This is a genomic window from Lentzea sp. HUAS12, assembly GCF_024125735.1.
GTDB classification, from domain to species: Bacteria; Actinomycetota; Actinomycetes; order Mycobacteriales; family Pseudonocardiaceae; genus Lentzea; species Lentzea albida.
In genome coordinates this window covers 5,969,403-5,991,978 of the sequence record NZ_CP099738.1, presented here as the reverse complement: position 1 = coordinate 5,991,978, position 22,576 = coordinate 5,969,403, and the positions used below count along the sequence as shown (strand labels likewise).

At 70.4% G+C, this 22,576-nt stretch carries 15 protein-coding genes; 11 read left to right on the top strand and 4 right to left on the bottom strand.

Annotated features, from left to right (window positions below; translation table 11 throughout):
- Positions 1 to 94: 94 nt before the first annotated feature.
- The 7 genes from ND450_RS27205 to ND450_RS27175 all read left to right on the top strand — a co-directional run bounded on the left by ND450_RS27205 (position 95) and on the right by ND450_RS27175 (position 9,407).
- Complete coding sequence (locus tag ND450_RS27205) at positions 95 to 2,014, top strand: molybdopterin oxidoreductase family protein (protein ID WP_253328007.1); 1,920 nt, start codon at positions 95 to 97, stop codon at positions 2,012 to 2,014.
- On the top strand, positions 2,011 to 3,441 hold the full coding sequence (locus ND450_RS27200) for an FAD-dependent oxidoreductase (RefSeq protein ID WP_253321435.1): 1,431 nt from the start codon (positions 2,011 to 2,013) through the stop codon (positions 3,439 to 3,441). Before ND450_RS27205 ends, ND450_RS27200 begins: the two co-directional genes overlap by 4 nt.
- Before the next feature lie 100 nt (positions 3,442 to 3,541).
- Positions 3,542 to 4,843, top strand: a complete 1,302-nt coding sequence (locus ND450_RS27195) for an MFS transporter (protein ID WP_253321434.1) — start codon at positions 3,542 to 3,544, stop codon at positions 4,841 to 4,843.
- A gap of 73 nt (positions 4,844 to 4,916) precedes the next feature.
- Positions 4,917 to 7,373, top strand: a complete 2,457-nt coding sequence (nirB, locus tag ND450_RS27190) for a nitrite reductase large subunit NirB (protein WP_253321433.1) — start codon at positions 4,917 to 4,919, stop codon at positions 7,371 to 7,373.
- A complete protein-coding gene (nirD, locus tag ND450_RS27185) occupies positions 7,370 to 7,681 on the top strand; it encodes a nitrite reductase small subunit NirD (RefSeq protein WP_253321432.1) in 312 nt (103 codons plus the stop codon). The genes nirB and nirD overlap by 4 nt, the downstream gene beginning before the upstream one ends.
- Positions 7,678 to 8,769, top strand: a complete 1,092-nt coding sequence (locus tag ND450_RS27180) for a uroporphyrinogen-III synthase (RefSeq protein WP_253321431.1) — start codon at positions 7,678 to 7,680, stop codon at positions 8,767 to 8,769. Before nirD ends, ND450_RS27180 begins: the two co-directional genes overlap by 4 nt.
- Positions 8,766 to 9,407 (top strand): sirohydrochlorin chelatase, encoded by a 642-nt coding sequence (locus tag ND450_RS27175; RefSeq protein ID WP_253321430.1) that lies wholly within the window; start codon positions 8,766 to 8,768, stop codon positions 9,405 to 9,407. The genes ND450_RS27180 and ND450_RS27175 overlap by 4 nt, the downstream gene beginning before the upstream one ends.
- Before the next feature lie 235 nt (positions 9,408 to 9,642).
- Here ND450_RS27175 and ND450_RS27170 read toward each other — a convergent pair whose 3' ends face one another.
- Positions 9,643 to 9,969, bottom strand: coding sequence for an MGMT family protein (locus tag ND450_RS27170; protein WP_253321429.1), 327 nt, complete (start codon positions 9,967 to 9,969; stop codon positions 9,643 to 9,645).
- 557 nt (positions 9,970 to 10,526) lie between these two features.
- Here ND450_RS27170 and ND450_RS27165 point away from each other — a divergent pair.
- On the top strand, positions 10,527 to 12,614 hold the full coding sequence (locus tag ND450_RS27165; RefSeq protein WP_253321428.1) for a bifunctional diguanylate cyclase/phosphodiesterase: 2,088 nt from the start codon (positions 10,527 to 10,529) through the stop codon (positions 12,612 to 12,614).
- Between the two features lie 45 nt (positions 12,615 to 12,659).
- Here ND450_RS27165 and ND450_RS27160 read toward each other — a convergent pair whose 3' ends face one another.
- Entirely contained in the window at positions 12,660 to 13,661 is a 1,002-nt protein-coding gene (locus tag ND450_RS27160) for an alpha/beta hydrolase (protein WP_253321427.1), read from the bottom strand.
- A gap of 17 nt (positions 13,662 to 13,678) precedes the next feature.
- Positions 13,679 to 14,992, bottom strand: a complete 1,314-nt coding sequence (locus ND450_RS27155) for a cytochrome P450 (RefSeq protein WP_253321426.1) — start codon at positions 14,990 to 14,992, stop codon at positions 13,679 to 13,681.
- A 164-nt stretch (positions 14,993 to 15,156) separates the two neighbouring features.
- Between ND450_RS27155 and ND450_RS27150 the strand changes: the two genes are divergently transcribed.
- The gene (locus ND450_RS27150; protein WP_253321425.1) at positions 15,157 to 15,972 is read left to right on the top strand and encodes an SAM-dependent methyltransferase; all 816 of its coding nucleotides are present in this window, start codon (positions 15,157 to 15,159) and stop codon (positions 15,970 to 15,972) included.
- Between the two features lie 220 nt (positions 15,973 to 16,192).
- Positions 16,193 to 18,196, top strand: a complete 2,004-nt coding sequence (locus tag ND450_RS27145; protein ID WP_253321424.1) for a bifunctional diguanylate cyclase/phosphodiesterase — start codon at positions 16,193 to 16,195, stop codon at positions 18,194 to 18,196.
- Positions 18,197 to 18,238: 42 nt separating this feature from the next.
- Here ND450_RS27145 and ND450_RS27140 read toward each other — a convergent pair whose 3' ends face one another.
- Positions 18,239 to 19,186, bottom strand: coding sequence for a chitinase (locus ND450_RS27140; protein ID WP_253321423.1), 948 nt, complete (start codon positions 19,184 to 19,186; stop codon positions 18,239 to 18,241).
- Positions 19,187 to 19,415: 229 nt separating this feature from the next.
- Here ND450_RS27140 and ND450_RS27135 point away from each other — a divergent pair, with 229 nt between their 5' ends.
- Complete coding sequence (locus ND450_RS27135; RefSeq protein WP_253321422.1) at positions 19,416 to 22,553, top strand: ATP-dependent DNA helicase; 3,138 nt, start codon at positions 19,416 to 19,418, stop codon at positions 22,551 to 22,553.
- Positions 22,554 to 22,576 lie beyond the last annotated feature (23 nt).

Genomic DNA, 22,576 nt, shown 5'->3' with positions numbered 1-22,576 from the left:
AGCAGGTACGAAACATTGCGGAGCATCGGGTTAACGCGCGGTTCCTAGCGTCAGCGGCGTGACCCATTGCCCCTACTGCGCGCTGCAGTGCTCCATGAGCGTCATCGACGGCCAGGTGACTCCTGGTCCCGGTGGGCTGTGCCAGAAGGGCTGGACGGCGGGCGAGCTGCTGCGCCATCCCGGCCGGCTCACCACGCCGTTGCTGCACGGCCGGCCCGTGTCGTGGGACGAGGCGCTGGACTTCGTGGCGTCGCGGATCGCCTCCTTCGAGCCCGACGAGGTCGCCGTGTTCGGCGGCGGCGGGCTGACGAACGAAAAGGCCTACGCGCTCGGGAAGTTCGCCCGCGTGGCGCTGAAGACCTCGCAGATCGACTACAACGGCCGGTTCTGCATGTCGTCCGCCGCGGCCGCGGGCAACAAGGCGTTCGGGCTGGACCGCGGCCTGCCGTTCCCGTTGACGGACCTGCGTTCCGCCGACACCGTGCTGCTGGCGGGCTCCAACCCGGCCGAGACGATGCCGCCTTTCCTGCGGCACCTGGAAGGCGCGCGGCTGGTCGTCATCGACCCGCGCCGCACGCCCACCGCCGAACGCGCGACGCTGCACCTGCAGCCCGCACCGGGCACGGACCTGGCGCTGGCACTGGGGTTGTTGCACACGGCGGTCATTGAGGGCGTGATCGACAAGGAGTACATCACCTCGCGCACCACGGGTTTCGACGACGCGTGGCGGATCGCGGCGCAGTGGTGGCCCGAGCGGACCGAGCGCGTGACCGGTGTCTCCGCCGCCGACCAGCGCGCCGCCGTGCACATGCTGGCCGGGCGGTCGTACGTGCTGACCGGGCGCGGCACCGAGCAGCACGCGTCCGGCACCGACACCGTCTCGGCGTGGATCAACCTGGCGCTGGCGCTGGGACTTCCCGGCCGCGTGGGCTCCGGGTACGGCTGCCTGACCGGGCAGGGCAACGGCCAGGGCGGCCGCGAGCACGGGCAGAAGGCCGACCAGCTCCCCGGTTACCGCAAGATCGACGATCCCGTGGCACGCAGGCACGTCATGGACGTGTGGGGTGTGTCGTGGCTGCCCGGACCGGGCCGCAGCGCCTACGAACTGCTCGTCGCCGAGGACGTCAAGGCGATGCTGGTGTTCGGCAGCAACCCGGTGGTGTCGGCGCCGCGCGCGTCCGGTGTGGCCGACCGGTTGCGGTCACTGGACCTGCTGGTGGTGGCGGACTTCGTGATGTCGGAGACCGCCGCGATGGCCGACGTCGTGTTCCCGGTCACGCAGTGGGCCGAGGAGGACGGCACGATGACCAACCTCGAAGGCCGGATCATCAGGCGCCGCAAGGCACTCGACCCACCGCCCGGAGTGCGCAGCGACCTGGAGTTGCTGCAGGGCCTGGCTTCCCGGCTCGGCGTGCCGAACGGGTTCCCGGCGGAACCGGCCGAGGTCTTCGAGGAGCTGCGCCGCGCGTCCGCCGGCGGGCTCTCCGACTACTCCGGCATCACCTACGAGCGGCTCGACTCCGAGCAACTGCACTGGCCGGTGCCCTCGGTGGAACATCCAGGCACACCAAGGCTCTTCCTCGACCGGTTCGCGCACGCCGACGGCCTCGCGCGGTTCGTCCCGGTCGACCACCGCGGCCCCGCAGAACCGCCCGACGGCGAGTTCCCGTTGCAGGCCACCACGGGACGCGTGTTGCAGCACTACCAGTCGGGCGCGCAGACGCGGCGCATCGGCGAACTGCTGGCCGCCGTGCCCGAGATGTACGTGGAGGTGCACCCGGACACGGCGTCCCGGGCGGGACTGGCCGCCGGCGAGTCCGCGCACGTCGTGTCCCGGCGGGGAACCGTGACCGCGGTCGTGCGGTGCGTGCCGAGCATGCGCCCCGACGCGGTGTTCCTGCCGTTCCACTTCCCCGGTGACGGCCGGGCGAACCTGCTCACCAACCCCGCGCTCGATCCCACGAGCCGGATGCCCGAGTTCAAGGTCTGCGCTGTGCGATTGGAGCCGGCATGAGGCGAGTGGTGGTCGTCGGGTACGGCATGGCGGGGGCACGACTGGCGGACGAGCTGCGCCGCCGCGATCCGGACGTGTCGGTGACGGTGGTGGGCGCCGAGCCGCACGCCGCGTACAACCGGGTGCTGCTGTCGACGGTGGTGGCGGGCACGATGACGCCGGAGTCGACGCGGCTGCACGACGAGCGGTGGGCGGCGGAGCACGACGTCGACCTGCGGGTGGGCTGCGAGGTGCTGGAGATCGACCGCGCCGCGCGGACCGTGGAACTCGATTCCGGTGAACTCGTTCCCTACGACGCCCTCGTCCTCGCCACCGGCAGCACCCCGTGGGTCCCGCCCGCAGAAGGCCTGGTCGAGGACGGTGGACTCGCCCCCGGCGTCGTCGCGTTCCGCACGCTCGACGACTGCGCCGAGATCGAGGCCAAGGCCCACCGGGGCGCTCCCGTGGTCGTCCTCGGCGGCGGCCTGCTCGGCATCGAGGCCGCCCGCGGCCTGGCCGGCCGGGGCTGCCTCGTCACGGTCGTCCACCCCGTCGGCCACCTCATGGAACGCCAGCTCGACCCCGGTGCGGGCCACGTCCTCGCCCGCACGCTGGGCGGCCTCGGCATCGAGTTCCGGCTCAACTCCACGGCCGCCAAGTACCTCCCCGGCGACGGCCTGGTCCTCGACGACGGCACCCACCTCCCCGCCGAACTGGTCGTGGTCTCCGCCGGTGTGCGCGCCGAGACGTCGTTGGCGCGCAAGGCGGGCCTGACCGTCGACCGCGGCATCGTCGTGGACGACGCGTTGCGCACCAGCGACCCGCGCGTCCACGCGATCGGCGACTGCGCCCAGCACCCCGGAACGGTGTCGGGCCTGGTGCAACCCGCCTGGGACCAGGCCGCCGTGCTCGCGGACCGCCTGACCGGCGCGAACCCCGCCGCGCGGTACCGGGGGACGTCCGTCGTCACGCGGTTGAAGGCGCGGGACGTGGACCTGGCGGCGCTGGGGGACGTGCACACCGGCGTCGACTGCCCCGACTCCGAGGTCCTGTGCTTCCAGGAACCCTCGCGCGGCCGGTACGCCAAGCTCGTGCTGCGCGACGACCGGGTCGCGGGGGCGATCGTGCTCGGCGCTCCCGACGCGGCGGCCACGATCACGCAGCTCTACGACCGCGGCATCCCCGCGCCGACCGACCGGCTCGCGCTGCTGCTCGGACGGGCGCTGCCGGCGGAGGCCGCGTCCCCCGCCGACCTGCCGTCCAGCGCGGTGATCTGCCGCTGCAACACCGTCTCCAAAGGACAGATCGTGTCGGCCTGGCGGGCGGGTGCGGAGTCGTTGCCGCAGCTCGCGGAGGCCACGCGGGCGACGACCGGGTGCGGCGGCTGCAAGGACGCGGTGTGCGGGCTGCTCGACTGGCTCGGCGCCTCACAGCCCGCCCCGGCGTGATGTGCGGCTTAGTTGCCTCCGCCGTCACGCGCCAGAACGCCCTGGTAATGCGCGGTTCCTAGGTTCTGCGGCAGTCGCCGAACCCTTGTGGAGGACGTTCATGAGCTGGATCGACCACTGGGAACCGGAGAAGCCCGAGTTCTGGGAGTCGACGGGCAAGCGGATCGCCCGCAAGAACCTCGCGCTCAGCATCTTCGCGGAGAACCTCGGGTTCAGCGTGTGGGTGCTGATGAGCATCGTGGTGGTGAGCCTGAACTCCGTCGGGTTCGCCTTCAGCGTCGGCCAGCAGTTCTGGCTGCTGATCGTGCCGAACCTGGTCGGCGCCGTGCTGCGGGTGCCGTACACGTTCGCCGTGCCGCGCTTCGGCGGGCGGTTGTGGACGACGATCAGCGCCGGGTTGCTGCTGATCCCGTGCGCGATGCTCGCCTACGCCGTCTCCACCCCGGGCACGCCGTTCTGGTTCTTCCTGCTCACGTCGGCCGCGATGGGCCTCGGCGGCGGGAACTTCTCGTCCTCGATGGCGAACATCTCGTTCTTCTACCCGGAGGGCAAGAAGGGCCTGGCGCTCGGCATGAACGCGGCCGGCGGCAACCTCGGCGTCGCGGTCACGCAGCTCATCGTGCCGTTCGTGATCACCCTCGGCACCGGGATCAACCTGGCCTACGCGGCGCTGATCTGGATGCCGTTCATCGTGCTCGCGACCGCGCTCGCGTGGTTCTTCATGGACAGCCTCACGCAGGCCAAGCCCGACGGGCAGTCGTACAAGCTGGCGCTGTCGAACCAGCACACGTGGGTGATGTCGTTCCTGTACATCGGCACGTTCGGGTCGTTCATCGGGTACTCGTTCGCGTTCCCGTCACTGATCAAACTGAGCTTCGTCGACTACAAGGGCTGGGTGGCGCTCGCGTTCCTCGGCGCGCTGATCGGGTCGATCGCCCGCCCGTTCGGCGGCTGGCTGGCCGACCGCGTCGGCGGTGCGAAGGTGACGCTCTGGACGTTCCTAGGGCTCGCCGCCGGCACTCTCGGCGTGATCGTCAGCGTGGACACGCGGAACTTCGCGCTGTTCTTCGGTTCGTTCATCGCGCTGTTCGTGCTGGCGGGCGTGGGCAACGGCTCCACGTACCGGATGATCCCGGCGATCTTCCGCACCCAGTCCGAGGACGACAAGTCCGCCAAGCGCCAGGCCGCCGCCGTGGTCGGCATCGCGGGTGCGATCGGCGCGGCCGGGGGCGTGCTGGTGAACCTCGTCTTCAAGTTCTCGCTGGAGGGCTCGAAGACCCTGACACCCGCGCTGACCGCCATCCTCGTGTTCTACGCGCTCTGCCTCGGTACGACCTGGTGGTTCTACCTGAGGCGCACCGTGTTCGCCGCTCGTCCATCGCTCGCCTACGCAGGCGTTTAACACCGCGGACACGCGGCTGACCCAGGCACGACACACCGCCCGGTGACGATGCCGGGCGGAAGGAGGGGTTCCGATGACTCGAACGCTCGTCGTGATCGGCTACGGCATGGTCGGCCACCGGCTCACCGACCTCCTGCGCGACTCCGGGTGGCGGATCGTGGTGTTCGGCGAGGAATCCCGCCCCGCCTACGACCGCGTCGCACTCTCGTCCTATGTGGACAGTTGGAGTTCCGCCGACCTCGAACTGCCCGCCCTGACCGGATGTGAGCTCCGCCTCGGCGAGAAGGTCGTGTCCGTGGACCGCGACCGCCGGGTCGTGGTCGGTGCCTCCGGCATCGAGGTGACGTACGACGCCCTGGTGCTGGCCACCGGATCGGTGCCGTTCGTACCCCCGGTCCCCGGCCGCGACCTGCCCGGCTGCCACGTCTACCGGACCATCGACGACCTCGACGAGATCCGGGCGACGGTCGAGTCGGCCTCACGTCCCGGCCGGAAGTCCGGCATGGTGCTCGGCGGTGGCCTGCTGGGGCTGGAGGCGGCCAACGCGTTGCGCGGCATGGGGGTCTCGCCGCACGTCGTCGAACTCGCGCCGCGGCTGATGCCGATCCAGGTGGACGAGGGCGGCGCCGGGTTGCTGAAGCGGCTGGTCGAGAAGCTCGACCTGACCGTGCACACCGGCACCTCCGCCTCCTCGATCGAACGCGACGGGTCGCGGTTGATCGCGAAGCTGGCGTCCGGTCTCGAACTGGACCTCGACGTGGTGGTGTTCAGCGCCGGCATCCGGCCTCGCACCGACCTGGACCTCGGGCTCCCGCTCGGGCCACGCGGTGGGTACCTGGTCGACGAGGCCTGCCGGACGTCCGATCCGCACGTGTTCGCGATCGGCGAGTGCGCCGCGGTCGACGGCGTGACGTACGGACTCGTCGCTCCCGGCTACTCGATGGCCGAGGTGGTCGCGGACCAGCTCGCCGGTGGTGCGCGGGTGTTCCCGGGCGCCGACGTGTCGACCAAGCTGAAGCTGCTCGGGGTGGACGTGGCGTCGTTCGGCGACGCGCACGCCACCACCGAAGGCGCTTTGGAAGTGGTCGTGAACAACGCCGTCGCGGGCACCTACAGCAAGCTCGTGGTGTCGGACGACGCCCGGATCCTGCTGGGCGGCGTGCTCGTCGGCGACGCTTCCTCGTACCTGTCGCTGCGGCCGTTGGTGGGCAAGGAGGTTCCCGCCGCCCTGCTGCAACCCGGCGGTGCCGTGGACGTGGAAATGCCCGCTGACGCGCAGGTCTGCTCGTGTCTCGCGGTGACCAAGCAGACGATCACGGACGCGATCGTGTCCGGCGTGGCCTGCGACGTGGCCGAGCTGAAGGCGTGCACCAAGGCCGGCACGGGCTGCGGCTCGTGCGTGCCGATGCTGAAGAAGCTGCTGACGGAGTGCGGTGTCGAGCAGTCCAAGGCGTTGTGCGAGCACTTCACGCACTCCCGCGCGGAGCTGTTCGAGATCGTCCGGGCGACCCGAATCACGACGTTCTCCGCGCTCGTGGAGAAGCACGGCACCGGACGTGGCTGCGACATCTGCAAGCCCGCGGTGGCCTCGATCCTGGCGTCGCTCGGCAACGGGCACATCCTCGGCTCGGAGCAGGTGTCGTTGCAGGACACCAACGACAGGTTCCTCGCGAACCTGCAGCGCAACGGCACGTACTCGGTCGTGCCGCGCATCCCCGGTGGCGAGATCACGCCGGAGAAGCTGATCGTCATCGGTGAGGTCGCCCGCGACTACGGGCTCTACACCAAGATCACCGGTGGCCAGCGCATCGACCTGTTCGGCGCGACCGTCGACCAGCTGCCCGAGATCTGGCGCCGGCTCGTCGATGCCGGGTTCGAGTCCGGGCACGCGTACGGCAAGTCGTTGCGCACGGTGAAGTCCTGCGTCGGCACGACCTGGTGCCGTTACGGCGTGCAGGACTCCGTCGGCCTGGCGATCGAGCTGGAACTGCGCTACCGGGGTCTGCGGTCGCCGCACAAGCTCAAGTCGGCGGTGTCCGGTTGTGCGCGCGAGTGCGCCGAGGCGCGCAGCAAGGACTTCGGCATCATCGCCACCGAGAACGGCTGGAACCTGTACGTGGCCGGCAACGGCGGCTTCACCCCGCGCCACGCCGACCTGCTGGTGTCCGATGTGGACACCGAGCAGCTGATCCGGGTGATCGACCGGTTCCTGATGTTCTACATCCGCACGGCGGACCGCCTGCAGCGCACCGCGGCGTGGCTGGAGGGGCTCGACGGCGGGCTCGACCACCTGCGCGAGGTCGTCGTGGACGACAAGCTCGGCATCTGCGCCGACCTGGAGGCCGCGATGGAGTCGCACGTCGCCGACTACGCCGACGAGTGGCGCGGTGTGCTGGAGGATCCGGAGAAGCTGGCGCGGTTCACGTCGTTCGTGAACGCGCCCGGCACCCCCGACCCCACGATCTCGTTCCGCGCTGAACGCGGTCAGCGCGTCCCCGTCTCCCTGGGCATCCCGGAGGTCGTCAGGTGATCGTCTGTGACTTCGACGTGTTGAGGCCGGACCAGGGCGTCGCGGCGTTGCTGCCCGACGGCTCGCAGGTGGCGGTGTTCCTGACCGCCGACGGCTCGGTGCACGCGCTGGACAACATCGACCCGTTCAGCGGGGCGGCCGTGCTGTCGCGCGGCATAGTGGGCGACCGCGGCGGCGTTCCCGTGGTGGTGTCACCGGTCTACAAGCAGGCGTTCGAGCTGGCGACCGGCAAGTGCCTGGACCAGCCGGACGTCTCCGTCACCGTGCACGGCGTGCGCGTGCGCGACGGTGTCGTGGAGCTGACGTGACGGGCCCGCTGGCGGGCTTCACCATCGGCGTCACCGCGGCCCGCCGCGCGGACGAGCTCATCGCGTTGCTGGAACGCAAGGGCGCCGCCGTCCTGCACGGCCCGGCCCTGCGGATCGTGCCGCTGCCCGACGACGCCACCCTGCACGCGGCGACGCTGGAACTCGTGTCGTCCCCGGTCGACGTGGTCGTCGCCACGACCGCGATCGGCTTCCGCGGCTGGTTCGAGGCGGCCGAGGGGTGGGGACTCGCCTCGCGGCTGCACCGCGCGCTGGAAGGGGCGGTGGTGCTGCCGCGCGGCCCCAAGGCGAAGGGCGCGGTGCGGGCGGCCGGCCTGACCGAGACCTGGTCGCCCTCGTCGGAGTCGAACGCCGAGCTGTTGCAGTACCTGCTGCGGATGGGCGTGTCCGGCAAGCGCGTCGCCGTTCAGCTGCACGGCGAACCGCTGCCGGACTTCGTGAACACCCTCGCCGCCGCCGGAGCCGATGTCGTCGAGATCCCCGTCTACCGGTGGGAGCCGCCCGCCGATCTCGGCCCGTTGCAGCGGTTGATCGACGCCGTGGTGGCCGGGCAGGTGGATGCCCTGACGTTCACCTCGGCACCGGCGGCTGCCTCCGTGCTGCGGACCGCGCCGGACTTCGGTGCTCTGGTTTCGTGTTTGCGACGCGATGTCCTGGTCGTCGGGGTCGGAGCGATCACCGCCGGGCCGCTGGTGGCCGCCGGTATCCCCGTGGTGCAGCCCGCCCGGTCCCGGATCGGGTCGATGGTGCGGGAGTTGGCCCTGGAGCTGCCTTCCCGTGCGCTGCGGTTGCGGATCGCCTCGCGGGACATGGAGATGCGGGCTCAGGCCGTGTTGGTCGACGGCGAGCTCCGTCCGGTGGCCCCGGCTCCCATGGCCGTGTTGCGCACGCTGGTGGCCGCTCGTGGCCGGGTGGTGTCGCGGCAGGACCTGTTGGCCGCCTTGCCGTCCGGCGGGGAGGAGCACGCCGTCGAGACCGCTGTCGGACGGCTGCGGACCGCCTTGGGGTCGCCGCAGATGGTGTGCACCGTGGTGAAGCGCGGGTACCGGCTGGCGATGGAGCCCGCATGAAACTGGTGCTGGCGTTCCACGGGACGCGCGATCCCCGTGGGCTCGAGGTGTGTTCCGCGATCGCGTCCATGGTCGCTGCCTCGGTCGACGTGCCTGTTGCCTTGGCCTACGCCGACGTGGTGCAACCGGACGTGCGGTCCGTTGTGGACGGACCTTGTGTGGTGGTGCCGGTGTTCCTCGCCGCCGGCTATCACGTTCGAGTGGACATTCCCGCGCAGATCGGCGATCGCGCCGGAGTGGTGCTGACGCCGCCCTTGGGGCTGGACGCGGTACCGGCCGTGCTCGACCGGCTGCGCGAGGCAGGTGTCCGCCGCGGTGACGCAGTAGTGCTTGCCGCGGCGGGATCCTCTGACGCGCGGGCGTTGGCGACCGTGCGGAGGGCGGCGGCTCTGGTGGGAGCCGAGGCCGTCGGGTACGTGACCACCGCGACGCCCCGCGTGGCCGATGTCGTGGGTGCCGTGCGGGGGCGTCGGGTGGCCGTGGCCTCGTGGCTCCTGGCACCGGGGGCATTCCACGGGGTGCTGGCCGGGTGCGGTGCGGACGTCGTGTCCGAACCGGTCGGGGCGCATCCTCTGGTGGTCGAGGCTTTGTTGCGCAGGTACTACGAGGCTCTTCGGGTGTTGCACCGGTCAGCTTGAGCCCCGGTGGTCGAGTTTCGCTCGCGGATCGTGCCGGTTTTGGCGGGGTTGGTCGCGTTTGTGGGTTCGGGTCGCGTTGCGCGGGTCTTGACGAGTTCGGGGTGTGATCGGGGCCAATGCGGGTGTGCACCGGCTCCCATCGCGTCATAGTTCGGACGGCTCGCTGCGCATCGCCACGCCAGGCTGCGTTGGGTGGGCGAGTGCGGTTGGCACCGCACCCCTGCGTTCCCCGGCGTCACCAGAGGCCCGGCGGCTCGGCCGGCGCTTCCTTGCGGGCGTCCTCCCAGCGGTAGTCCCGCAGGTTCACCTTGCCGTCGAGGTTGGGCACGCCCTCCTCGTGCAGCATCTGGAGCTGGGTGTCGCGCAGGTGCGGCGCGCAGGTGCCGTCGGCCTTCAGGACTCGTTGCCACGGCAGGTCGTGGCCGTCCTCGTTGAGGATGCGGCCCACCAGACGTGGTGACGGGGCCTTGGCGAGGTCCGCGATGTCGCCGTAGGTGGCGACTCGTCCGCGGGGGATGGCCTTGATGAGTTCGCGGACTCGCTCGTGGATCTCCTCGTCCATCCCGCGAGTCTAGCCAGACGGTGTTCGGCCGCGGGGGCGTAGCGGTCGCCGCATCGGCCGTGTGGGCGCCGGTCTCCGTCGGGGCGGGCGTCTCGTCGACGATCGTGACCGTGAAGTGCTGCAGGTGGTCGTCGGCGACGTGGATCTGGCCGGGGCTCCGCCGCGCAGCCAGCGGAGCAGCAGCACGAGCCATCGTCGGGGCATGGGTTCCATTCCATTCGCGAGAGCTCGGACTCCTGCGGGACAAGAACTTCGTGAGTCGGCGAAAGAGTCGTCACGAGGTGGGGCCGGTTGGGGACGGACCACCCTAGGTTCCGTTTGGGGCGAGACGACAGTGCCTGAACGGGTGGTTCGGCGTCACTCCGATGGTGGCTGAGCGGTCGGACTCCGGGGACTTCGCTCACGAGGCGGTCGTGAGCGTGTTCTTGTACGCTGACATTGGTCGTAAGGACTGAAACCACGCGGTAGTGTCGGAGGATCACACGGTTGGCGCAATGGGCGTCGACCGCCGGTAGGTAAACTCCCGGACACTCTCCAACCCATACAGGGCAACGGGAATGACGAAACCGAGCCGAAGACCCGATGCCGCTCCACCCGCGGACACCGCCGCCGCCGCCCGCGCGCGAGAAGCCTTGTCGCGCAAGTGGAGCTACCTGCTCAGCAGCGTAGTTGTGGTCGCGCTGAGCAGGGAGGAGCTGGACGCCGAACTGGGCGCCCAGCTCGACGCGTTGTGCGCGGCGCTGCACCGCGCGCCGTTCGACCCTGCGCCTTTCGAGGCGGTGGGTGAACGGCTCGTCGCTCTGGGTCACGTGAACGAGCCCGGTCTCAGACGCACGGTCGACGTGCTCGGAAAGGGCTTGCTCGCGCTGGCGGAGTTCCGCTCGCACGACCAGCACACGGTCCACGTCGTCGGCGGCATCGGAGCCCTGGCGTGCGGTTTCGCCGCGGCGCGGGCGCGGTCGATCCTGGACCAGCAGGAGAGCATGCAGCGCTCGCTGCTCAAGGCCGCCCACGACGCGCAACGGGACCAGCGGCAGAGCGAGGCGAAGTTCGAGGGCATCGCGTCCTCGTCCACCAACGGCGTGCTGATCGTCGGTCTCGACGGCCGGCTCGCCTGGAGCAACGAGTCGATCCGCGCGATCATCGGCCGCGAGCCGGAACCGGGCACGCGGCTGGTCGAGCTCATCGCGCCGACCTCGATCGTCGTGTTCCGCGAGATGATGGAACGAGTCCTCTCCGAGCGCGGTGAGTTCGAACGCGAGCCGATGCAGCTGGTGCGCGGCGACGGCGACTTCGCCAAGGTCACGCTCACCGCGTCCCTGCTGCGCGACGACGACGGCAAGGCGAGCCACGTCCTCGTGATGGCGGACGACGACACGGAACTCGCGCTGCTGCAAGGAGAACTGCGCCGCCAGTCACTGCACGACGTGCTGACCGGCCTGCCGAACAGGCAGTTCTTCACCACGCACCTCGAGACCGTGCTGCGCAGGGCGGATCCCGAGTTCGGCGTGACGATCTTCCATCTCGACCTCGACGCGTTCGGCCTGGTGTGCAACAGCCTGGGCGCACGGGTCGGCGAACACCTGCTCCAGCACGTCGCCCGCAGGCTCCAGACCCTGATGTCCCACGAGAGGGCCATGGTCGCCCGGTTCGACGGCGACGAGTTCGGCATCGTCGTCGAGAACACGGCTCTGACACCGGACGTCGCGACCACGATGGCGACCATCAACGCGGACCTGGGCGAACCGACCTATGTGGACGATCACGGCCTCGCCGTCTCGGTGAGCGCGGGCGTCGTGCACAAACCGGCCCCCGACGTGGACCCGGTGGAACTGCTGCGCACCGCGGACATGGCCCTGCGCCAGGCGAAACGCGACCGCCGGGGCCAGTGGGAACTGTTCCACACCAACGAGGACGCCGCCGGCCGCCGGGACGCGGCACTGGCCGTCGTCATGCCGGGAGCCTGGGAACAGGGTGACATCGGCGTCGCCTACCGCCCGGTGCGGGAACTGGCGACCGGAGCCCTCGCGGGCGTGGAAGCCCTGCTGCACTGGGAACTCTCCGACCGCTGCGCCGCACTGGCCGACGAGAGCGGCCTGATCCTGCCGATGGGCGAGTGGCTCATCAGGATCGCCGCGGGCCAGGCGCAGTGGTGGCGCCAGCGGGGCGAGATGGACCAGCAGTTCGGCATCCGCCTGACCCACCACCAGTCGACCGACGCGGACCTCGTGTCCCGGGTGGCGCAGGTGCTGGAGGAGACGGCGATGCCCGCCGCCAGGCTGACCCTGACCATGCCGGTGGGCGTCTTGGGCGTGGCCGACGCGGCCGACAACCTCGGCACCCTCGCCGACATGGGTGTCCGCATAGCGTTGGACGACTTCGGTCTGGGCCCGCGAGACCTGGCGTGGCTCTCCGAACTGCCGATCGTGTCCGTGCTCGTGCCGACGGACCTGGTGAAGCTCCAGGACCCCCGCTCGGCCGCGCTGATCCCGGCTGTGCACGAACTCGGTGTGAACCTCTGCGTCGACGGCATCGAGACGGCGGAGCAGGCGGCGTGGTGGCAGGAGAGGGGCGCAGACCTGGCGATCGGCCCCCTCTACGGCCCGCCGCGCGACGCGGGCGAGTTCCTGCGCAAGCTCAACTGACAGAACGCTTGTGGCGCCTCAGGCGAGGCGCCACGAGTTCGCCGGCTAGAAGCCGCGCTGCCACCCGACGACCGCCGCGTGGTACTGGTCCGCGGTCCGCGTGTCGAAGTTGAACACGTGCCCGTACCCGTTGACGACGAACCCGTCCACCCGCGGAGCCTTGGGGTAGAACGGCTTCTCCGAACGGACGAGTGCGTCCGCGGACGAGCAGTCGGCACCGAGGGGCGGGGTGCCGCAGAAGTAGTCCGCCGACGTCTGAACGGTCATCACCGGCACGTTGATCAACGCGCTGACGGGCAGCACCAGGTTCGACATCAACGTCGTCGTGACGAACTCGCCCGCCGAGACGACGTCCTTGGTGGCCTCGTCGAGGTCGATCACGTCGGGGATGTTCGGCCCCGGCGCGTGGAACATGGTGTAGCGCGTGCCCGGCACCGTCGTCAGGTAGCCGACGTCGAGGCCGCGCAGGCTGAGCCTGGAGTCGAGCGGCGCGGGGATCAGGTTCGTCAGCGCGGGCACGGCCCGCAGGTAGTCCCACTGGTGCGTCATCCCGGTCACCAGCACACCGTCGACGTCGCGGTAGGTGCCGGCCTCCGCCATCGCGATGGCCGAGCCGATGGAATGCCCGCCCACCAGCACCTTCGAGAACCGCGGCCGCAGGTTCTGGATCACCTGGTGCACGGCCTGGGCCTGGTTCGGCACGTCGACGAGGATGCTGAGCGGCTTCGAGCTCTTGCCGGAACCGATGCGGTCCACCGTCATCGTGGCGATGCCCGCGCTGTTCATGGCCTTGGTGACGGAACGGGTCTCGCCGTCCACCGGGATGTCCCAGTAGCCGCTCGTGTACGTGCCGCCGGGGACGAGCACCTGGACGGTCGTGGCTCCCCTCGGGACGCAGAGCCTGCCGTACATCGTCTGCCGGATGAGCCCGAACTGAACGGGTGTGTAGACGTCCTCGCAGGTGGTCGGAGCGGCGGCGTTCGCGGGCGTGGGGACCGGCAGGAACGCTGCGAGCAGCACGGCGGCACAGAGCCGGCGGAAACGCATGGGGGAACAACCTCCAGCTAGCGGGGGACGACCTTCATCATCAGGTCGTTGGGGTAGGCCGCGTTCGTGAACCTGGTGCGCACGGGCCGGTCGGGGACCAGCCGGTGGCGCGAGCAGACCGTCGCCACGACGATGGCGATCTCGGTCAGGGCGAAGTGGTTGCCGATGCACTGGTGGATGCCGCCGCCGAACGGCACGAACGCGCCCTTGGGCAGCTGCTTCGCGCGTTCGGGCAGCCAGCGGTCCGGGTCGAACCGCTCGGGGTCCGGGAAGTGCTCCGGGTTGTGGTGCATGGTGTGCGGGCTGACGATCACCTCGGTGCCCGGAGGCAGGACGGCGTCGCCGAGCCGCACCTCCTCGGCGGTGCGGCGCATGACGAGCCAGAGCGGGTACTTGCGCAGGACCTCCTGCGCGACACGACCGACGTACGTCAGCCTCGGCACGTCGTCGACGGTGACCTGACGACCCGCCAGCACCTCGTCGACCTCCGCCAGCACCCGTCGTTCGACCTCGGGGTCGGCGGCGATCTCGTGGAAGATCCAGGCGAGCGCGAGCGCGGTGGTCTCGATGCCCGCGGTCAGCAGCGTCACGACCTCGTCGAAGACCTGCTCGTCGGTCATCGGTTCGCCGGTCTCGGGATCCCTGGCCTGCACCAGGGTCGACAGCAGGTCGCCGTGGTCGGTGTCGTCGCCGCGGCGGCTCTCGACGACCTCGTGCACGATCGCGCGCATCCGGGCGATGGCCTCGTCGAACTCGCGGTTCGCGGGGATCGGCAGCTTCTCGACGAACCCCGGCGACAGCGCGCGCAGGATGCCGTTCTTGATGATCACGAACACCGAGCGGCGGGCCTCGGCGATCGCCTTCTGGCCGATCTCGGTGGAGAACAACGACTCGCCGACGATCGTGACGGCGAGGCCCTGCATGTCGGCCTCCAGCTGCCGCACCTCACCGGGCCGCCAGCTCTCGACGAGGTCGAGGGTCGCGCGGACCATCGTGGTCGCGTAGCCCGCGATCCGGTCGCGGTGGAACGCCGGCTGCATCATCCGGCGCTGGCGCAGGTGGAAAGCCCCGCTGGAGACCGCCAGCCCGTTGCCGACGAACGCGCGGAACTTGTCGTACATCCGGCCTTTGTGGAACTTCGGCGCGTCCGTGACCAGCACTTGGTGCGTCAAACGGGCGCTGGCGACGAAATAGGCGCGCATCGGGCCGAGGTGGACTTCGACGAGTTCGCCCTGCCCCCGTAAATTCCCGGTGAAAGCGAATCTTTTCCTGAGCATCGGTAACGAATGCCCGAGAAATGGCAGCCGGCCGGGCGCCACCGGGACGGACATCATCGCTCCTCGTGAGCCGGAAAGAGACCGAGCCACCCTATGAGTCGTTCGGGGGACCGTAACAGTGCCCGATCGGGTGGTGCGCGTTCACACTAGCGGCGTAGTCGAGCGCGCTTTGTGCATGACTAAGCTAGTGCGTCCGCAACCTTAAGAGGTGGGTCGTCGTGTCCGACGGGCAGAGCTGGATTCCGCAGAGCGTCGATGTTTCCGTGCCCAGTGCGGCGCGCGTGTACGACTACCTCCTCGGGGGCGCGCACAACTTCGCGGTCGACCGCCTGATGGGCGACAAGGCCGAGGAGATGATGCCGAACTCGCGCAACGCGGCCAGGCTGAACAGGGCGTTCCTGCGGCGCGCCGTGCGGTTCATGACCGACCAGGGCGTGCGCCAGTTCCTCGACATCGGCTCCGGCATCCCCACCGTGGCGAACGTGCACGAGGTCGCGCAGGACGAGGCGCCCGAGTGCCGGGTCGTGTACGTCGACCGCGATCCCGTCGCGGTGGCGCACGGTGAGCTCATCATCGCGGGCAACGACCGCGTCGGCGTGCTGCAGGCCGACATGCGCGACCCCGAGAGCATCCTGGCCAGCGGCGAGGTGAACCGGCTGCTCGACTTCGACCAGCCGATCGGGCTGCTGATGCTGTTCATGGTGCACTGGGTGCCGGACGAGGCGGACCCGCAGGGGCTGCTCAAGCGCTACCGCGAGGCGTTGCCGAGCGGGAGCTACCTCGCGATCTCGCACATGGCGGGCGACCACGTGAACGAGGACGCCAGGTCCGTGACGGACCGGATGTCGAAGTCCGGCGGTGGTGACGTCACCTATCGGGACCGCGCCGAACTCGAGTCGTTCTTCGGTGATTTCGAACTGGTCGAACCCGGACTCGTCAAGTTCGCCGAATGGCGTCCGACAGGTCCCGGGGACATCTCGGACGACCCGGCTGTGAACAAGATCGCGTTCGCGGGTGTCGGTCGAAAGCCATAGGAGTTGTCGATAGGGTGAAGTCGATTCACGCTGCCGGTTGAGGTGGGATCGACTGTGCGTGGGTAAGCTCCCTGTCCTCAGAGCCGATGTGAGGCTGCCCCGAATGTCCAACCCGAGTCGAATACCCGGCGCATCGCCCTCGCCTCAGGACAATGAGCGGGCGCGGGAGACACTTGCCCGGAAATGGTCGTATCGCCTGCTCGGAGCAGTCGCGATTCCGATGGGGCGAGAAGATCTGGACGCGGAACTGGGCGTCCGATTGGACGCGTTGTGCTCGATGCTGCACGCGGAGCCGTTCACCACGGCCCCGATCGAGGCGGCGGGCGCGGACTTCGCGACACTCGGTCACCTCGGCAGGCTCGGCCTGCGGTGCACCGCGGAGGTGCTCGGCAAGGGCCTGCTCGCGCTGCCGGAGTTCCAGCCGCTGCAGAAGTACGCCGAACGGATCGCGCTCGCCCTGGGCGCGCTCGGCGCCGGTTTCACCGCGGCCAACGCCGAGTCGGTGCTCGCGCAGCAGGAGAGCATGCAGAAGTCTCTGCTCAAGGCCGTGCGCGACGCGAACTGGAACCTGAGGGAGAGCGAGGCCCGCTTCAACGAGGTCGTCACGTCGTCCACCAACGGTGTGCTGATCGTCGACCTCGAAGGCCGGCTGCTGCAGGTGAACGCGGCCATCGGACAGATCCTCGGCCGCACTCCGGAGGAGCTCACCGGCACACCGCTGCTCGACCTGATCGAGCCCTCCTTCACCGAGATGCTGCGGGAGGCGCTGACCGACCTCGCCGCGGGTGCCACGGACCGGGTCCGGCAGTCGCAGCGGCTGCGGCGCGACGACGGCGAGTCCGCGCGGGTGACGCTCACGGTGTCGTTGCTGCGCGGTGCCGACGACAAGCCGATGCACTTCGTCGTGGTGGTCGAGGACGGCACCGAGCTCGAGCTGCTGCAGAGCGAGCTCCAGCGGCAGGCGCTGCACGACCCGCTGACCGGTCTGCCGAACCGCCAGTTCTTCACCACCCAGCTGGAGATCGCGCTGCGCAAGGCCGATCCCGAGCACGGCATCACCGTCTTCCACCTCGACCTCGACGCGTTCGGCATGCTGCGCGACACGTTCGGCGGCCGGGTCGTCGAACGGTACCTGCAGCACGTCGCGGGCAGGCTGAAAGCGTTGCTGGCGGGCGAAAAGGTCATGATCGCGCGCTTCGGCGGCGACGAGTTCGGCGTCCTCGTGGAGAACTCGGCGACCACGCCCGGCATCGACACGATCATGAAGAGCATCAACGAGGACCTGATGTCCGAGCCGACCTTCGTGGACGGCCACGGGCTCGCGGCGTCGATGAGCGCGGGCGTCGTGCACCGGCCGGCGGGCGGCGTGGAACCGCTCGACGTGCTGCGCTCGGCGGAGAGGTCGTTGCGGCGCGCCAAGAAGGGCAGGCGCGGCCAGTGGGAGCTGTTCCACGCCGGCCAGGACGCCGAAGAGCGCCGCGACGACGCGCTGGCCGTGGCGATGCCGGCCGCGTGGGAGGACGGCGAGATCACCGTGCGCTACCGGCCCGTCGTCCGGCTGTCCAGCGGTGAGGTCACGGGCGTCGAGGCCGAACTGCACTGGGACAGGCCGGATTCCGGTGCGCTGGACCACGACCGGTGCGCGGGCCTCGCCGAGCAGACCGGGCTCATCCTGCCGCTCGGCGGGTGGCTGCTGAAGGTCGCGGGCGGCCAGTCGGCGTGGTGGCGGCAGCGCGGCCAGTTCGACCTGCCGCTGGCCGTGCGGCTCACCGCGCACCAGGCGTCCGACGCGGACCTGGTCTCGCGGGTGGTGGCGGTGCTCGACGAGATCGGCGTGCCTGCGGAGAAACTGATGATCAGCGTCCCCGGCGGCGTGCTGGTGCTGGCCGACGCGGTGGACAACCTCGCGGTCCTGACGCGCGTGGGCGTGCTGACGGCGATCGACGACTTCGGCATGGGACCGCTGGACTTCGGCCTGCTCGCGTCCGACGTGCCGGTGCGCGCCGTGCGGATCGCTCGCGAGCTCGTGGCGTCGCGATCCCTTTACGTGGCGGCGTTGTTGCCGTTGCTGCGGGAGCGGGGCGTGCGGATCGCCGTCGAGGGCATCGACAGCGCCGAGCAGGCGTCGTGGTGGCGCGTCGCGGGCGCGGACTTCGCGACCGGTGACCACTTCGGGAAGGCACGCACGCCGGGAGACTTCCTGCAGACCTTGGAACTCCGGTGACCGGACGGGGTCGGGGTCACGTCCGGCCACCGGAGCAGATCGTCAGCCGCTGAACTTCGCCAGCGCCTTGGTGAACTCGTAGGTCTGCTGGTTGATGCCGCTGCACGAGGAGCTCATCGCCCCGCAGTTGCCGCGGTCCCGGTTCACGGCCCAGAACGACACGCGCGAGAGGTGCTTGGAGTTCGCCCACGTCACGATGTCGCGGAAGTTCTGCGGGGTGACGGTCTCGCCGGTGTCGGTCTTGCCGTTCATCGACGACAGGCCGCTGCGCCGGTACGCCGCGTCGTCGGAGAGGCCGAACGTCGACTTGACGTGGTTCTTCAGGCCGTCGACCGCGCTCTTGGTGAGGGCGAGCATGTCACCGCCGCTGCCCCAGTCGAACGGCATGACGGCCCACGTGTCGATAGGCGCGTTCAGCTCCTTGGCGCGCGTGACCAGGCGCTTGCCCCACGAGTTCGGGCCGGTGCGGTCGGTCGGCATGGTGATGACGGTCTTCACGCCGGGGTTGTTCTGCTTGATGATCTTCAAGGCGCCGAGCACGCGGTCCTGCGTGGTGGTGTTCTCGAACTCGGCTGCCTCGATGTCGATGTCGATCGCCTTGAGCGCGTAGGCGTCGATCACCTTCTGGTAGGCGCCCGCGAGTGCTTGCGGGCTCGTGCAGAACTGGCCGAGCTTGTTGCCGGACCAGCCGCCGACCGACGGCACCGCGTCACCGCCGGCCGCGCGGATCGAGTTGATGAGGGTCTTGTCCGACCCGGTCAGGGAACGGCTGCCGTCCCACTTGGGGTTGCACGTGCCGTCGCTGAGGATGAACGCGAGGGTGAACGACTTGATGCCCGTCTGCTGCATGACCGCGGCGGGGTTGGGCTGACCGCCCCACTGGTAGAGATAAGGCGCCGCGAGCACGGGGTCGACGGCCGCCTGGGCGGTCGTGGGCAGCATGATCGCCGCGCACGTGGCGGCGACCGCGCCGACGAGGAACCGCTTCATCAGTCCTCCAAGAACTGCTCGGTCCAGGGCGGCGGAGCTGGCAGTGAGGGGGCTCACAACGTCTTCAAAAGTGGACTGGACCACCTCTCTCTGTCAAGAAGGTAGACGAAATCGGTCCTCGGGTTCGGCTTGATGGTCGCGTGGTGCGTTCACGGCTCTGAACAGCGCCGATCCGCGTGCCGCGGCGGCCCTGAACGATCTTGTCGGTGCCGCGTGGTGCAATCGATGCGTGGCACTTCCACCCCAGCTGATCCGCCGGAAGCCGGAGACGCGCCCGCGTCCCCGGTGGGACGCCGCTGCCCAGCGGGTCTTCGAGCACGAGGGCTTCGTCCGCGTGCTCGGCGGCCCCGGCACCGGCAAGACGACGCTGCTCGCCGAACTGGCCGCGCACGTCGTGCTGGAGGGCGGGGCCGATCCGGAGAACGTGCTCGTGCTGACGGCGAACCGGCGCGCATCGGTGGCGTTGCGCGCGCAGATCACGTCGTTGCTGACGGGGCACCTGTCGGCGATCCGCGAGCCGTTGGTGCGGACCGTGCACTCCTACGCGTTCGCGGTGCTGCGCAACCAGGCGGTGCTGCTGGGCGAGCCGCCGCCGCGGCTGCTGTCCGGGCCTGATCAGGACGCGATGGTGCGCGAGCTGCTGGCCGGTGACGTCGAGATGGGCGCGGTGAAGTGGCCGGAGAGGCTGCGGCCCGCCCTGGAGCTGCCGGGCTTCGCGCACGAGTTGCGGGATCTGCTGCTGCGGGCGGCGGAACGCGGTCTCGGGCCGGAGGACCTGGTCGAGCTCGGCGAGCGGCACGGGCGTGACGAGTGGGTGGCGGCCGGGCGGTTCGGGGCGCAGTACGAGGCCGTGAACCTGTTGTCGGGCATGGACTCCGCGACGGCGTACGCCCCGGCCTACGACGCGGCGGAACTGGTGTCCTCGGCCTACGCGGCGTTCGTCAACGACGAGGACCTGCTGTTCGCCGAACGGCGGCGGGTGCGGTACCTGCTGGTCGACGACGCGCAGCACCTCGACCCGATGCAGTACTCGCTGGTCCGCACGCTCGGGTCCGGTGCCGCGCGGTTCGTCCTGGCGGGCGACCCGGACCAGGCGATCTTCACGTTCCGCGGCGCCGATCCGGAGATCCTGCGGGACGCCGGCGGCGAGACGGTCGTGCTGCGGCAGTCGCACCGGATGATGCCGGAGATCCGGGACGCGGTGGCGCGGCTCGCGGCCCGGCTGCCCGGCGCCTCTCCCGCGCGGGTGGTGGACCCGGTCGAGGGCGAGGGGTCCGTGCAGGTGCGGTTGCTCGCGTCGTCCGCGCAGGAGGCGACGTGGGTGGCGGACCAGTTGCGGCGCTCGCACCTGGCCGACGAGGTGCCGTGGTCGCGGATGGCCGTGGTGGTGCGGTCGGCGACGTTGTCCCTGCCCGTGCTGCAACGGGCTCTGCTCGCCGCGGGCATCCCGGTGTCCGTCTCGTCGGACGAGTTGCCGTTGGCGCAGCAGCCCGCCGTGCGTCCGTTGCTCGCCCTGGTTCGCGCGGCCGCCGTGCCGGGGTCGTTGGACGAGGACACGGCGGCGATGCTGCTGTCCTCTTCGTACGGTGGCGCGGATCCGCTGGCGCTGCGGCGGTTGCGGCGAGGACTCCGGCGGCTGGAGATGGCCGCCGGGGGTGACAGGCCGAGCGGTGACCTGCTGGTCGAGGTCGTCGAGACGGCGGACAGGCTGGCGGCGCTGGAGGACGCGGAGTCGTTGCCCGCGCGCCGGATCGGCCGCCTGCTGTCGCTGGCGCGCAAGGCGATCGGGGCCGGGAAGTCCGTCGAGGTCGTGCTGTGGGACCTGTGGACGGAGTCGGGCCTGCAGGAGCGCTGGGTCGGGCAGTCGGCCCGGCGCGGGATGCCCGGCATGCAGGCGGACCGCGACCTCGACGCGATCGTGGCGCTGTTCGAGGCCGCGGCGAAGTACGTCGACAGGCTGCCGGGGTCCGGTGTGGCCGGGTTCGCGGACTACCTGGAGTCCCAGCGGATCGTGGGCGACACGCTGGCCGCGTCGGCCCCGACCGGTGAGGCGGTGTCGGTGCTGACGGCGCACTCGGCGGCCGGGCGCGAGTGGGAGGTCGTCGCCGTGCCGGGCGTGCAGGAGGGCAGCTGGCCCGACCTGCGGCTGCGCGGCACGGTCCTGGGCGTCGAACGCATGGTGGACGTGCTGGCCGGGCTCGAGCCCTCGGTGTCGGCGGTGGCGCCGATCCTGGCCGAGGAACGCCGGCTGCTGCTGGTCGCGGCGTCGCGGGCGCGGTCGAAGCTGCTGATCAGCGCGGTGCGGGGCGAGGACGAGCAGCCGTCGCGGTTCCTCGACGAGATCGAGTCGTCCGCCGAGGACGAGCGCAAGCTGCACCGGCCGCAACGCGGTCTCGTGCTCGGCGAGCTCGTCGGCGAGCTGCGCCGGGTGGTGTGCTCGGACTCCGAGGACCCGGACCGCCGCTCGCGGGCCGCCGTCCAGCTGGCGCGGCTGGCCGAGGCAGGCGTGCCCGGCGCACACCCCGAGTCCTGGTACGGCCTGGCCGAGGTGTCCGTCGACGCTCCACTGTGGACGGCAGACCAGAAGGTCAGCGTGACGCCGTCGACCATCGAGGTGATCACGAAGTGCCCGCTGCGCTGGGTCGTCGAGCGGCACGGCGGGCAGGACCCGGCGGAGCTCGCCTCGGTGACGGGCACCCTCGTGCACGCGCTGGCTCAGGCCGCCGCCTCGGGAGCCGATTCCGCGCAGCTGCGGGTGAAGCTCGACGAGGCGTGGGCCGCGGTCGACGCCGGAGCGCCGTGGTTCTCCCGCCGCGAACGGATGCGCGTGGAGAAGATGCTCGACACGTTCCTCGCGTGGCTGACGATGAGCCGCGGCCAGCTCACCCAGGTCGCGGTCGAGGAGGAGATGGTCGTCGAGGTCCCCAAGCGCGACGGAGGCCCGTGGCTCCAGGTCAGGGGCCGCGTCGACCGCCTCGAACGCGACGAGGACGGCCGCCCGATCGTGATCGACCTCAAGACCGGCAAGAGCCCGGTGTCGAAGGAGTCGGCGCAGGAACACCCGCAGCTGGCCGTCTACCAGCTCGCGTCGTCCCTGGGCGGCTTCACCCACATCGGACTGGGATCGGAGCCAGGCGGTGCCCGCCTGCTCTACGTGGCGAAGGAGGACAAGAAGACAGGAGCCGTCGAACGCACCCAGGCGCCCCTGGACGAACAGGGCGTGCAGGCGTGGCTGGAGGTCGTGCAGGGCGCCGCGGAGTCGGTGCTCGGCCCCGAGTACACCGCGCGCGAGAACGCGGACTGCGACCGGTGCCCGGCGCGCACGACGTGCCCGGTCCACCCGTCCGGGCGGCAGGTCAGCGAGTAAGTACTGTTGACCTGCGTGTTTCT